Source organism: Nonomuraea terrae (assembly GCF_004348995.1).
Classification (GTDB): Bacteria; Actinomycetota; Actinomycetes; order Streptosporangiales; family Streptosporangiaceae; genus Nonomuraea; species Nonomuraea terrae.
On sequence record NZ_SMKQ01000239.1, the window covers coordinates 1 to 13359 of the forward strand.

14 protein-coding genes are annotated in these 13359 nt (G+C 71.6%); 10 read left to right on the top strand and 4 right to left on the bottom strand.

Annotated features, from left to right (window positions below; genetic code table 11):
- From E1286_RS41040 to E1286_RS41075, 7 genes are all read left to right on the top strand, one after another.
- Positions 1 to 371: hypothetical protein (locus E1286_RS41040; protein ID WP_223190872.1), on the top strand; the 371-nt coding region annotated here is incomplete at its 5' end.
- 220 nt (positions 372 to 591) lie between these two features.
- A complete protein-coding gene (gene efp, locus E1286_RS41050) occupies positions 592 to 1152 on the top strand; it encodes an elongation factor P (protein WP_132621771.1) in 561 nt (186 codons plus the stop codon).
- Between the two features lies 1 nt (position 1153).
- On the top strand, positions 1154 to 1564 hold the full coding sequence (gene nusB, locus E1286_RS41055; protein ID WP_132621773.1) for a transcription antitermination factor NusB: 411 nt from the start codon (positions 1154 to 1156) through the stop codon (positions 1562 to 1564).
- Positions 1565 to 1718: 154 nt separating this feature from the next.
- Entirely contained in the window at positions 1719 to 2057 is a 339-nt protein-coding gene (locus E1286_RS41060) for an MmcQ/YjbR family DNA-binding protein (RefSeq protein WP_132621775.1), read from the top strand.
- Between the two features lie 234 nt (positions 2058 to 2291).
- On the top strand, positions 2292 to 3029 hold the full coding sequence (locus E1286_RS41065; RefSeq protein WP_246075606.1) for a methyltransferase domain-containing protein: 738 nt from the start codon (positions 2292 to 2294) through the stop codon (positions 3027 to 3029).
- Positions 3030 to 3084: 55 nt separating this feature from the next.
- Positions 3085 to 4326: a DNA polymerase IV gene (dinB, locus tag E1286_RS41070; RefSeq protein WP_132621779.1), complete on the top strand. Its 1242-nt coding sequence runs from the start codon at positions 3085 to 3087 to the stop codon at positions 4324 to 4326.
- A 228-nt stretch (positions 4327 to 4554) separates the two neighbouring features.
- A complete protein-coding gene (locus E1286_RS41075) occupies positions 4555 to 4962 on the top strand; it encodes a DUF3040 domain-containing protein (protein WP_132621781.1) in 408 nt (135 codons plus the stop codon).
- Positions 4963 to 5021: 59 nt separating this feature from the next.
- Here the strand turns inward: E1286_RS41075 and E1286_RS41080 are convergent, their stop codons facing one another.
- The 3 genes from E1286_RS41080 to E1286_RS41090 are packed head-to-tail and all read right to left on the bottom strand — an operon-like array spanning position 5022 to position 9765.
- The gene (locus E1286_RS41080) at positions 5022 to 7460 is read right to left on the bottom strand and encodes a transglutaminase TgpA family protein (RefSeq protein ID WP_132621783.1); all 2439 of its coding nucleotides are present in this window, start codon (positions 7458 to 7460) and stop codon (positions 5022 to 5024) included.
- Positions 7457 to 8719, bottom strand: coding sequence for a DUF58 domain-containing protein (locus E1286_RS41085; RefSeq protein WP_132621785.1), 1263 nt, complete (start codon positions 8717 to 8719; stop codon positions 7457 to 7459). The genes E1286_RS41080 and E1286_RS41085 overlap by 4 nt, the downstream gene beginning before the upstream one ends.
- Entirely contained in the window at positions 8716 to 9765 is a 1050-nt protein-coding gene (locus E1286_RS41090) for an AAA family ATPase (RefSeq protein ID WP_397053244.1), read from the bottom strand. The genes E1286_RS41085 and E1286_RS41090 overlap by 4 nt, the downstream gene beginning before the upstream one ends.
- Positions 9766 to 10162: 397 nt before the next feature.
- Here E1286_RS41090 and mraZ point away from each other — a divergent pair, with 397 nt between their 5' ends.
- The 3 genes from mraZ (at position 10163) to E1286_RS41105 (ending at position 12594) form a co-directional block, all read left to right on the top strand.
- Positions 10163 to 10594 (top strand): division/cell wall cluster transcriptional repressor MraZ, encoded by a 432-nt coding sequence (mraZ, locus tag E1286_RS41095; RefSeq protein ID WP_132621789.1) that lies wholly within the window; start codon positions 10163 to 10165, stop codon positions 10592 to 10594.
- Positions 10595 to 10820: 226 nt separating this feature from the next.
- On the top strand, positions 10821 to 11786 hold the full coding sequence (rsmH, locus tag E1286_RS41100) for a 16S rRNA (cytosine(1402)-N(4))-methyltransferase RsmH (RefSeq protein ID WP_132621791.1): 966 nt from the start codon (positions 10821 to 10823) through the stop codon (positions 11784 to 11786).
- Entirely contained in the window at positions 11776 to 12594 is an 819-nt protein-coding gene (locus E1286_RS41105) for a hypothetical protein (RefSeq protein ID WP_132621793.1), read from the top strand. Before rsmH ends, E1286_RS41105 begins: the two co-directional genes overlap by 11 nt.
- Before the next feature lie 356 nt (positions 12595 to 12950).
- Here E1286_RS41105 and E1286_RS48495 read toward each other — a convergent pair.
- The coding region (locus E1286_RS48495) for a hypothetical protein (RefSeq protein WP_425464795.1) at positions 12951 to 13359 on the bottom strand (409 nt) is incomplete at its 5' end.

The following is a 13359-nucleotide window of genomic DNA, read 5'->3' on the forward strand; positions in this document are numbered from 1 at the left end:
GGTCAGCTCCCGAACCGTCGCAGGCCGTCGTGGCGACCCTCGGGCCCGAGGAGGAGCCGACCGTGCTGCGCGAGACCGCCGGCCCGAAGGCGACGGTGGGACAGGCGATGCCCCCGGGCGGGTGGGGCGAGTGGATGAAGGCGTTCGACGACTCGCTGACGGCCCAGCAGCGCATGGGCGGCATCGACCCGCGCGTGGCCGGCAAGGCCCGCGAGAAGCTCTGGAGAGCGGCCAGGAGGTCCGGCGACGACCGGGTCCGCCAGATCACCGAGGTCTACCGCGACCTGGCGAAGGCTCTGGAGAAGGGCGAGATGGATCCGTTCGGGCCGGCGGTGGAGTTCATGAACGACTGGAGCCTGCCCGGCCGTTAGCCCCCGCCTGGCGGCTGAGCCGTTCCTGGGCCCTTCGAGGACCGGTAGACTAAAGGATCGAGTTCCGATCACCGTCGAGCCTGGGGTCTACCTTCCGGGCCGGGGCGGGGTTCGCGACGAGGGCCATCCCTCGTGACACGTGCAGGCGGGCCGGAACTTTCACGAAGACGACCAAGGAGCTGCTCGTCCTGAAGAGCGGCCGCACCCGGGAGAAGAACGAGTGGCGACGACCAACGACCTCAAGAACGGCATGGTGCTGAAGCTCGAGGGCGGTGACCTCTGGAGCGTTGTCGAGTTCCAGCACGTCAAGCCGGGCAAGGGCGGTGCGTTCGTGCGCACCAAGCTCAAGAACGTCCTCTCCGGAAAGGTCGTCGACAAGACCTTCAACGCCGGCGTCAAGGTCGAGGTGGCCAACGTCGACAAGCGGGAGATGCAGTACTCGTACAAGGACGGCGACGACTTCGTGTTCATGGACACCGAGACCTACGACATGGTCAACGTGCCCGCCGCGACCGTCGGCACCGCCGCCAACTACATGCTGGAGAACACCCTGGCCACGGTCGCGTTCAACGAGGGCTCCGCGCTCTACGTCGACCTGCCCGCGGCCGCCGAGCTGACCATCTCCAACACCGAGCCGGGCCTGCAGGGCGACCGCTCCACCGGCGGCACCAAGCCCGCCACGCTGGAGACCGGTGCCGAGATCAAGGTCCCGCTGTTCATCACCACGGGTGAGAAGGTCAAGGTCGACACCCGCACCGGCGAATACCTCGGCCGGGCCTGAGGTGTCGGCACGCGGCAAAGCACGCAGGCGGGCGCTCGACATCCTCTTCGAGTCGGAGCTGCGCAGCGAGGATCCGCTGAAGATCCTCGCCGAGCGCGTGGCCCGGCAGGAGCCGCCGGTCAACGAGTACACCTCGACGATCGTCGAGGGCGTGGCCCGGCACCGCGCGCGCATCGACGAGCTGATCACCACCTACGCCGAGGGGTGGACGCTCGACCGGATGCCCGCGGTCGACCGCAACCTCCTGCGCGGGGGCACGTACGAGCTGCTGTGGATGCCGGGCGTGCCCGAGGGCGTGGTCATCAGCGAGTGGGTGCACCTGGCGGGCGAGCTGTCGACCGACGAGTCGCCGCAGTTCGTCAACGGCCTGCTCGCGCGCTTCAAGCAACTCAAGCCAAGCCTCACCCTTTAGACACCCCTTTTGGGCGGACCGCGACCGCCCGTTCGGGGTACGTTCCAACCACGCCGGCCCGCACGGCGGACCGGCGTCCGTACGGCGAAGGGCGCGTCACCAGCCGCGACGCGCCCTTTTCCATGCTCGTTCTCCTGCCCCTAACGTGGTGGCCATGGTGACGGAAGAGGACGTACGCCGCCTCGCGCTGGCGCTGCCCGAGACCGCCGAGAAACCCATGTACGGCACCCCCGCCTTCTACGTGCGGGGCAGGTGGTTCGCCCGGGTCAGGGAAGAGGGCGACCTGCTGGTGCTCCCGGTGGCCTCGCAGGAGGACAAGGACGGCCTCATCGCCGCCGAACCGGCCAAGTTCCGCACCATGCCCCACTACGACGGCCACGCGATCGTGCTCGTCCGTTTCGGGGCGGTGGACGCCGAGGAGATGGGCGAGCTGCTCGCCGACGCCTGGCGGCTGCGCGCCCCGAAACGACTCGCGGCCGAATCCGACGTCTGACCCACCGGGCGCCCGTTCTGGTGGCTGATCCGGCGCGTTCCGGAGAGGCGTGCGTCCCGTTTGGGCGGGTGAGCCCGGCACGTCCCGGAGCGGGTCTCGCCGGAGAGGAGCGGGCGCTCCCGCTCACCGCGTAGGCTGGGCCCGTCCGCGAAGAGAGCCGTTCGCGAAGTGCGCGTTCGCGAGGGCGCCGGTCGCGAGGGAGAGGGAGGCGAGCCGACGTTGCGTGCAGAAGGCGTGACGAGGACCCCGGCGGTGCGCACCGCCGTCGTGTGGGACGCGTTGCGGTCCGTGCTGGCCGAGCGCGCGGCGGCTGCCGGCCGCGAGTCGCTCGACATCGTCGACGCCGGCGGCGGCACCGGCGGGTTCGCCGTACCGCTGGCCGCGCTCGGGCACGCCGTCACCGTCGTCGACCCGAGCCCCGACTCGCTGGCCGCGCTCGAACGCCGCGCCAAGGAGAAGGGCGTGGGCGTGCGCGCGCTGCAGGGCGACGCCGCCGACCTCGGCGAGCTGCTGCCCCGAGACGCCGCCGACCTGGTGCTCTGCCACAGCGTGCTGGAATACGTCGACGACCCGATCAGCGCGCTGACCGCCGTCGCGGGCCTGCTGCGCAGGGGCGGCGCCGTCAGCGTGCTGGCCGCCAACCCCGTCGCCAGCGCCATCCACCGCGCGATCGCCGGGCAGTTCGACGACGCCAGGGCCGTGCTCGCCGACCCGTGCGGCAGCTGGGGCGACCGCGACCCCACGCCGCGGCGCTACACCGCCGACACCCTCGTCGAGCTGCTGTCCTCGACCGGCTTCACCGTCGGCTCGGTCCACGGGGTGCGCGTCTTCGCCGACCTGGTGCCCAGCAGGATCGTCGACGGCGACCCGCGGGCCGCCGAGGCGCTGGCCGCTCTCGAGCAGGCCGCCGCCACCCATCCCGTGCTGCGCGACATCGCGATGCAGCTGCACGTCCTGGCCCACAGGAGCTGAGATTCGATGACCACCCCCCTCGGTATAGAACGCGCGTTCGGATAGAATCGACGGCGTGTCTCGCAAGCAGATCACCGGCATCGGCCCCGCTCCGCGGACCGGGGTCGATGACAGCGGCTGCCCGATCCTCCACGTCGACATGGACGCCTTCTACGCCAGCGTCGAGCTGCTCGACCGTCCCGAGCTGCGCGGCCGGCCGGTGATCGTGGGCTCGCCCGCCGGGCGCGGCGTCGTGCTCAGCGCCACCTACGAGGCCCGCGCCCACGGGGTCCACTCCGCGATGCCGATGAGCAGGGCGCGCCGGCTCTGCCCGCAGGCCACCGTCATCCCGCCCGACCACGCCAAGTACGCCGAGGTCTCCCGCGGCGTGATGGAGATCTTCCACGCGATCACCCCGCTGGTCGAGCCGATCGCCTCCGACGAGGCGTTCCTCGACGTCGGGGGCGCCCGGCGCAGGCTCGGCCCGCCCACCGCCATCGCCGCCCTGATCAGGGAGCAGGTCCTCGACCGCTACGGCATCACCTGCTCGGTCGGCGTGGCCGGCAGCAAGTTCGTCGCCAAACTCGCCTCCAAGCAGTGCAAGCCCGACGGGCTGCTGGTGGTTCCGGCCGGCGAGGTGGTCGACTTCCTCCACCCGCTGCCGGTGTCGGCGCTGTGGGGCGTCGGCGAGCGCACCGAGCAGGCGCTCGTCCGCCTCGGCATCCGCACGGTCGGCGACCTGGCCCGGGTGCCGCCGGGCACGCTCCGGCGCGAGCTGGGGCAGGCCGTCGGCGGCCACCTGGCGGCGCTGGCATGGGGGCGCGACGAGCGCCCGGTGAGCGCCCACGTGCCCGACAAGAGCATCGGCAACGAGGAGACGTTCGCGACCGACGTGGACGATCCCGAGGTGATCCGTCGCGAGCTGCTGCGGCTGTCGGAGCGGGTGGCCGCCCGCATGCGTAAGGCCGGTCACGTGGGAAGGACAGTAAGTGTGAAGCTTCGCCGAGCCGATTTCTCGACGATCAACCGCTCGCGCACGCTGCGCGAGCCCACCGACGTGGCTCAGGTGATCTACGCCACCGCCTGTGAGCTGTTCCACGCGGCCGGTCTCGAACGGGTGCGGTTGCGCCTGGTGGGGGTCAGGATGGAAAACCTGCGGCCGGCCGGCGAAGCCGCTCACCAGCTCGGTCTCGGCGAGAAGGAGACCGGCTGGCGCGAGGCGGAGCAGGCCATGGACAAGGCGATCCGGAGATTCGGACCCGATGCGGTGCTCCCGGCGTCCCTGGTACGTGGCAAGCTTGATGAAATAGAGACATGACGTCCATGTCCGGATCTGTGGGGGCGTGCGTGTCGCGATTTTGGGGTAAGGGGGGCGAGATGGTCCACAATAGAGCCATGACGTCACCTCCGGTTTGGTCTGCGTTGGACGTTTGCTTTCGCCTACGTCTACAGCCTCGTATTCTGGGGATGACCGACCGCGAGGTTCGGACACCCCGTGTCGTCCGTTGCCGTCTTCCCCGTCCTGGGGCTGTCCTTGGGAGGCGCCGTGCCGCTCTCTGAGCACGAGCAGCGCTTGCTCGACCAGATCGAGCAGGCCCTCTACGCCGAGGACCCGAAGTGGGCCAACACCGTAAGGATCAGTGACCCACGCAGCCATTACAAGCGTCGCCTGGTCAAGGCCTCCATCGGCTTTGCCATCGGCGTCGTCGTCATGATGGTCGGCGTGGTGTTGAGTGGCAGTGCGCTGATCCCGCTCGGCGTCGGCGGTTTCGTGGTCATGCTCGCCGCGTGTCTGTGGGGCCTGTCCAGCTGGAAACGCATGAACGGGTTCGGTGACTCCGCCGCGCCCCAGGGCGGCGCCGTTCCTCCGGGCAAGCAGGCCCGCGGGGGAAACCGGGGCACGTTCATGGAGCGCATGGAAGAGCGCTGGCGCCGTCGTCACGACGAGCGCTGACCGAACCGGCAGACGAAAATGCGGCCGCCCCCAGGGGGACGGCCGCACGTTCGTTCCGGTCAGGAACCCTTCTGCGCTGCCGTCCTGCGCAGCCTGATGGTCTCCAGCAGGTCGAACCCGTCGAGCAGCCGCTCGCCGACGCCCCTCAGCCGCCGCAGCGTCGAGGGCGGCAGCAGCACCGCCCGCATCCGCCGCCCGCGTGACACCGTGGCCGCCAGGGCCTGCCGCACCGTGCGCAGGTCCTTTCTCATGGGCCCGATCACGCCCGGGTCCCTGGCGAACAACACCCGCTCCACCGCCGAGGCGATGGCCGTGATCGCCGCGGTGGCGTCGGCGTCTAACCCGTACTGCTCGGCCAGCCGGCGTGCCAGCGCCCGCGGGGTCTCGCTGGGCACCCGCGCCATGCCGTAGTCGTACAGCACGTCGTCCAGCTCCGCCCACGCGGCCGCCACCGACGGATGCCGGCCCGACGGGCCCGACATCGTCGCGGCCGTCAGGTCGTCGGAGGGCTCCGACACCTTCCACCCCAGAGCGCGTACGCGCCGGCTCCTGGTGACCAGCCGCACCCCGGCCGGGATCAGCAGCACCAGCAGCAGCACGCCCGCCCCGATGCCGATCTGGCCCATCAGCGGCATCGACTCGTCCACCGGCACCGCACCGGCCGTGTCCTGGGCCTCACGGTCGAGCTGGCGCTCGTTCTGCCGGGCCTGCTGTTCCGAGGGCTCGTCCGACGAGGAGCTCGTCGCCCCGGGCGTCGGAGTCGTCGTCTCCTCCTCCGTCGCCTCGGGCCTGGGCTCCGAGTACGCCGGCACCCGCGCGCTGCCCTGCCCGGCCGCCCCCGACGGGGTCGGCTCGAACGGCAGCCAGCCCACACCCTCGAAGTACAGCTCCGGCCAGGAGTGGGAGTCGTTCGTGCCGACCGACCACCGGTCGCCGATCTTCACCCCGCCGGTGTAGCCGATGGCCACCCGCGACGGGATGCCCAGCACCCTGGCCAGCACCGCCATCGAGGCGGCGAACTGCTCGCAGTAGCCCGCCCGGTCACGCATCAGGAAGTCGCGCAGCGCCGAGTTGCTGTGGCCCTGCGTGCGCAGGTTGTAGGTGAAGCCGCCGTCCGTGGTGAAGAACCGCTGCAGCATCACCGCGGCCTCGTAGTCGGTCCTGGCATCCGCGGTCTCCTGCAGGGCCAGCCCCCGGATGTCGGGAGGCAGGTTCGGCGGCAGGCGCAGGTAACGCGGATCCGTCGTCGGCTGCCTGCCGTCGAGGGAGTCGAGCAGGTCCGGGTTCACCTCCGGCTCGCTGGTCTGCACCTCGTACTCCAGGCCGGCGGCCTCCTCACGGGTGGAGAAGACCATCAGCGTGTCGATGTCGGCCCGCCAGTCGCCGTCCACCTGGATCTGCCGCGCCGGATACGGCAGCGGCAGGAACGACAGCCGTTCGATCTGGTCGCTGATCCTGACGTCCGTGACCACGTCCTTGGTCGCGGTCGTGGGGCTGAGGCCCGTGGGGGCGGGCAGCGGGCCGTTGTCCGTGCGGTTCTGCGGCGCTCCCTTCGGCTGCGTCATCCCGAACTGCTGGCCGTCGAACGTGTCCAGCGCGTAGATCCGCAGGTAGCGCGGGGTGTCGTCGTTGTTGGTGTAACTGAGGACCTCGCGCGGCTCCGGCAGCTCCAGCTGGCCCTTCAGGTTGGCGATCGGGTTGGGGATGCTGATCGAGTTGCCCCGTCCCGACCCCGAGCCGCCCACGCCGAACGTGAAGAACGACACCGGCTCCATCGCCGGCAGCAGGGCCGGCAGCAGCACCGCCAGCGCGATCGCGGCGAACCCGATGCGCTTGCCCGACAGCCGCAACGCGCTCGTGTCCGCGGTCGCGGGCCGGGCGGCGACCGGCCGGCCGGGGGCCAGGCGGGTGCGGCGTACCAGCACCGCCCTGCCCCAGCGGCCCACGCGCTCGTGCCCGTCGGCGATCAGCAGGCCGACGAAGCCGAGCGCGGCCAGGATGAACGCGGGCCAGCTGATCGGGTCGGCCAGGATCGTCGCCGGGACCATGGCCAGGGCCAGCAGCGGCAGCCCGGCCAGCGCCGCCCGCCGCATCCGTACGGCGAGCAGGTCCACGGCGATCGCGATGAGCGCCACGCCGCCCGCGGTGAGCAGCGTGATGCCCTCGGTGTCCGGAACGGGGGCGGCGAAGCGCTGGATGTCGGTCCACCCGATGTCCAGCAGCCGCGCCAGCTCCACGACCGACTCCTTCGTCGGCACCAGCAGCGCCCACGCCTTGTCGGAGGAGAAGGACAGCGTCAGGTAGAGCCACGTCGCGGCCAGGCCCACCAGCGGCGCCGCCCACGCGGGCAGCGCCAGGCGGTTGCTCAGCAGGCCCGCCGCCACCACGGCGAGGACGGCGCCGAGCGACGTCCAGAACCAGCTGCCGCCCTGGAAGAGCGGGGAGAGCAGGAACGCCGCGGTGAACGCGGCCGCTCCCGAGGCGATCGTCAGTCTCATGCCGCGCCTCCCGTGGGGTTGAGCACGTACCTGCCGGGGTTGGCGGCGTCCTGCCAGACGGAGGCGATCGAGACGCCCGCCGGCAGCCGCACGATGCGCCAGCCGTAGCCGGCCAGGATCGTCTGCGCGGCCTCGAAGTTCTCCTGCGCGCTGCGGTCGCTGCCCTCCCAGGTGCTCACGTCGAGCATCACGGCCACGCCGGTGATGCCGCTGTGCCTCAGCCTGGCCAGCTCCCGTGCCTGCTCGGCGTCGATCGCGCCGAGCACGGCCACGATCAGCCCTTCGCCGCCGCCCTGGCGCAGGGCTGCGACGCCCATCTCCAGGGAGCGGGCCGGGCTGTGCCGGACGACGGCGAGCGTGTCGAGCAGCGAGTGGCTCACGCCGCTGTCACCCAGGTGCTCGGAGCCCTGGTCGGTCACCAGTCGCAGGCCCAGCCCCTCGCGGGCCAGCTGCACGCCGATCGACGCCGCGGCCGAGACCGCCGTCTCGAACGACGAGCGCGGGCCCTCGCCGCGGTGGGCGTGCCGGCGGGTGTCCAGCAGGAGCGCGCCGCGGCTCTGCCACTGCTGCTCCTCACGGCGCACCATCAGCTCGCCGCGGCGGGCCGTCGAACGCCAGTGGACCCGCCGCAGGTCGTCACCCTGCCGGTATTCGCGCGGCGCGACGTCGTCGTCGCCCGCCGCCGCCACGTTGCGCGTACGGCTGTCGCCCCCGCCCGCCCACTCGCCCGAGAGCCGTACATGGGGCAGCGCCGCCACCTGCGGCGTCACCACCAGCGTGTCGCTGATCGTGAACGAACGGGTCAGCTCGACCAGCCCGAACGGATCGGCGATCCGGATGGACAGCGGCCCGATCGGATACCGGCCGCGCAGGTCGGAGCGGACCCGGTAGTCGATCTCCCGCACGCCTCTCGGCTCGACCCGGTCCAGCACGAACCTGGGACGCACGCCCAGCGCGTACGGGACCGTGTCCTCGATCAGCAGCAGCCCGGTGGGCAGCCGGGTGACGTTCTCCAGCCGCAGGGTCACGGTGGCCTCGCCGCCCACCTCGGCCCTGGGCGGGTCGAGGCGCCTGGCGCAGCTCAGCCGGTAGCGGGTCCTGGCCACCACCATCGCGGCCAGCAGCGGCAGCGCCGTCACCAGGATGCCGATCCTGAACAGGTCGTTCTCGCCCAGGATCACGGCCATGACGAGTGCGGCGATCCCGGACGCCAGGAACGACCTGCCCCGCGAGGTCAGCGCCCGCAGTCCGGCTCTCACGACGCTCGCGTCTCCGGCACCGGCACGCGCCTGATCAGATCGGTCACCACCTGCTCGGGCAGCCTGCGCTGCCCCTGGGCCTCGACGCTGGGCAGCAGCCGGTGCGCCAGCACGGGAATGGCCAGGTCCTGCAGGTCGTCGGGGATGACGTAGTCGCGGCCGGACAGCGCGGCGTGCGCCCTCGCGGCCCGTACGAGCTGCAGCGTGGACCTGGGGGAGGCGCCCAGCCGCAGGTCGGGGGAGTGGCGGGTGGCCACCGCCAGGTCGATGGCGTACTTCTTGACCGCCTGGGAGACGTAGACGCCGCGTACGGCCTCGATGAGGGCGCGCACCTCCGACGTCGTGGCCACCGGCTGCAACTTGTCGAGGGGGGAGGTGCCCCCGTGCACGTCGAGCATCTCCAGTTCGGCCGTGGGCTCGGGGTAGCCCATCGCCACACGGGCGGTGAAACGGTCGCGCTGCGCCTCCGGCAGGGGGTACGTGCCCTCCATCTCAATGGGGTTCTGAGTGGCGATCACCATGAAAGGGGCGTCCAGCTGGTAGGTGACGCCGTCGACCGTCACCTGATGCTCTTCCATGCACTCCAGCAGCGCGGACTGGGTCTTGGGCGAGGCGCGGTTGATCTCGTCGCCCACGACGATGTTGGCGAAGATCGGCCCCGGCTTGAACTCGAACTCCCTCGTCTGCTGGTTGTACGCGCTCACTCCGGTGATGTCGCTGGGCAGCAGGTCGGGGGTGAACTGCACCCGGCGGACGGGACAGTCGATGGAGCGCGCCAGTGCTTTGGCCAACATGGTCTTGCCGACGCCCGGGACGTCCTCGATCAGGAGGTGTCCCTCGGAGAGCAGGACGGTCAGCGTGAGGCGGACAGCGTCGCTCTTGCCCTCGATAACCGACTCGATGGCCTCGCGGATGCGATGTGCGGTGGAGACCAGCTCATCGAGCTGGGGAGGGACGTCATGGGTTACTGCCACCAGGCCTCCATGAGAAGTGCGACGGCTGTCCCGTGAGGTGCCATTGCGGGAGCCATGCCATTCCTTTTCCATTGTCTGTACGACCCTACGACGCTGGGGGTTCTAGAGCGACATTTGTGGATAGTCCAGGCAACCCCTGTTTAGTTCCTGCTCATGTCGCATACAGTCGCGATTCTCATGACGCATGGGGGAGTGGGCCGCTCCACTTTCCTCCACCCCGTGGCCCCGGAACCCCGCGACCCCTTATTCCGTCGGCCTTTTGAACCCGCCGACACGCCCAGCGGCGTGGACGGGCCGCTCACCCCCTCCACTCCGCTCCATCGCCCTGACCTGCGGTAACGCATCGGAAACTGATGATGAAGACGGTTCGAATCAGTTGACGGTGGGGAGAAGTGGAGTATGGTGGTGCGCAGTGGAGGGCCCGGTGCACCAGCGCTGAGCGCTTCACGAGGCACGGGAGGTGGGGCCGGTGTTCCTCGGCACCCATCAACCGCGTCTGGACGACAAGGGACGGCTGTTCCTGCCGGCTAAGTACCGTGAGGAGCTGGCGGAGGGTCTTGTGATCACCAAAGGCCAGGAGCGATGCCTCTACGTCTTTCCCGTGGAGGAGTTCCAGCGCATTACCGAGGCTCTCAGCACCGCCCCGGTCACCGCCAAGGCGGTGCGTGACTACAGCCGCGTCTTCTTCGCCAGCGCGTCCGACGAGACACCAGACAAACAGGGCCGCATCACGATCCCGCAGGGCCTGCGCCAGTACGCCGGCCTGGAGCGTGACTGCGTCGTCATCGGGGCCAACACCCGGCTGGAGATCTGGGACGCCAAGGCCTGGGACACCTACCTCAACGAGCAGGAACAGGCGTTCGCCGATCTGTCGGAGGAGGTGCTGCCAGGGATCTTGTAAGTGGAACCACGGTCGATCCGTCGGTGAAGTCGTTCGGCGAGGTCTCCACCCGCAACCACTGTCCGCCAGCTGATGCACCTTCCCCGGTGTCAGATGGCGGGCGTCCACGAAGAGGGTGCGGATGGGGACCTGGCCGGGCGGCGCCGGGTGGGGACCCAGGAATGACCGGCGAACGATCGCATGACGCGTCATCCGCGAGCAAGGACGCGAGAAGGGGGGGTTGGAGATGGACGACAACGTCGGCGGGGGCGGTCACGTTCCGGTGATGCTCGACCGCGTACTGGAGTTGCTCGGTCCCGCGCTGGAGGTGCCCGAGCCGGTCGTCGTCGACGCCAACCTCGGCCTCGGCGGCCACTCGCAGGCGCTGCTGGCCGCGCATCCGGCGCTGCGCCTGATCGGGATCGACCGTGACCCTTTCGCCATCGAACACTCCACCCGCAGGCTGAGCCCGTACGCGGAGCGGATCACGCTGGTGCACGCCTCCTCCGGTGACCTGGCCGAGGTGCTCGCCCGTGCGGGGCACACCACGGTCGACGGCGTGCTCTTCGACCTCGGGGTCTCCTCCCCGCAACTCGACGAGGCCGAGCGCGGGTTCGCCTACTCCTACGACGCGCCGCTCGACATGCGCATGGACACCTCGCAGGAGCTGACCGCCGAACGGGTGGTCAACACCTACTCCGCGGCCGAATTGACCCGCATTCTGCGCGACTACGGCGAGGAACGCTTTGCGGGCAGGGTCGCGGGCCTTATCGTCAAGGAGCGCGCGAAAGAACCCATCGCGTCGACCAAGCGGCTGGCGGACATCGTCCGCGATGCGATCCCCGCCGCGACCCGGCGCACCGGGGGCAACCCCGCCAAACGGACTTTCCAAGCGCTGCGCATCGAAGTGAACGCGGAGTTGTCCGCCCTGGAGGCGGCGCTGCCCGCGGCGCTCGACGCGCTGGTGCTCGGTGGGCGAGTCGTCGTGCTCTCCTACCACTCACTTGAGGACCGGCTCGCCAAGCAGGCCCTCACGGCGCGAACCAGGGACACCAGCCCGCCCGGGCTGCCCGTCCCGCTGCCGGCGCACCAGCCGAGGTTCCGCCTGCTGACGAGGGGAGCGGAGCTCCCAAGCGACGAAGAGCTCGCCCGCAATCCGCGGGCGGCCTCGGCCCGGCTACGGGCGGCAGAGAGGATCCGTGTTGACGACTGAGCAGGAGACCGGCCGGAGTGCGAACGTCCGCCGTGCCGTGCCCAAGGCGGGTACGCGCCGGTCGGCGACGCCGCCGCAGTCCACGCCGCGTCCCCGTCCCGACGTGCGTGCCGAGGCCGAGGCCAAGCGGTCGGCCGCCGAACGCGCGCGCGCCGAGGCCGCGGGCAGGCGGCCGGCGGAGGAACGCGTACGCGCCGAGGACGGCAGGGCGCCGGCCGCCGAGCGCGGGCGGTCCGAAGCCAGGAGACCGGTCTCCGCACGCGCCGGCGCCGCAGCGCGGCCTTCCGCGGCCGAACGGGCCCGGGGCGGCGTGAAGGCGCCTGCCACCGGGCGCGGTGCCGGGGTGAAGGCCCCGACCACCGGACGCGGCACAGGCGTGAAGGCCCCGACCACCGGACGTGGCACGGGCGTGAAGACGCCGGCCGCCGAGGGGGCCGCGACCAAGCGGCCGGAGGCCTCGCGCGCCGCCGCCCCGTCGCGCCGCCCGGCGCCGCGGCGCGGTCCCGCGCGCCGGCAGCGGGCGCCGTTCGTGCTGCTCGTCGTCGGGTTGCTGTGCGGTGGCCTGGTGAGCCTGCTGCTGCTCAACACGATGCTCGCGCAGGACACCATCACCGACGCCACCCTGCGCAACGAGATTGCGGTGGCACGCCAGGAGAACGAGAAGATCGAGCTGGAATACCAGCGCAAGACGCAGCCCGACGTCATCGCCGAGCTGGCCGAGAAGCAGGGCCAGCACCCTGACTGGGACGACGTCAACAGCTGGAGCAGCGCGGGCGACCAGGTCAGCCGGGTGGACGCGGAACGGTGAGGGAATCAGGCGGCAGGGGACAGGGTCCCGGCCGCGGCGCTGGCGGCGCCGGCTCTCAAGGAGGGCCCGGCGCCGCTCGTCGTACGCCGGGTGGACCGGGACGGTCGGGGCGGCAGGGCGGCTCCGCGCGTTCTGAGGGGTCGGGCTCGCCGGCGTCGCCGGAGAAGCCGCCGCGCCGGCCGTCCGAGCGGCCCGATCCGTTCGAGCTGCCGTTCGGGCACGACGACGACCGCGACCGGCCGCCTCGGGACCCGTCGGAGGAACCGCGCGGCCGCAACGGCTCACGGGGGCGGTCGCCTCAGGACCCCGCCGACGAGGGCCGCTCCGGTTCCTCGCGCGGGCGCTCCCGCGACGAGTCACGCTCGCGTCCCGACGGTGACCCTTCGCGGGCACGCAGGCATCCCCGTGACGACGACCGGCCGCGGGGCCGCTCGTCGCAGGGCCGCGACGAGCCCGTCCGCGGCCGGTCCGCCCTGGGCCGCGACGCCGCCGAGCCACCACGCCGGCGCGGACCCGCTCGCGATGACGACGAGCCGCCGCGTAGGCGCGGTCCCCGCGACGACGACGCCACGCCCCGTGGCCGCGGCGAGTCCTCGCGCGGGCGGGGTCCGCTCGGGCCGGGCGACCGCCTCCGGGGGCGGCCCGCCCAGGGGCATGACGACCGTGCCAGGGGCCGCGACGACGGGCCGCTGCGCCGTACCCAGGCGGGGGCTCCCAGGGCGCAGGCCGGAAGCCGCCAGGACGCCCGCGAGCACACTCCCGGGC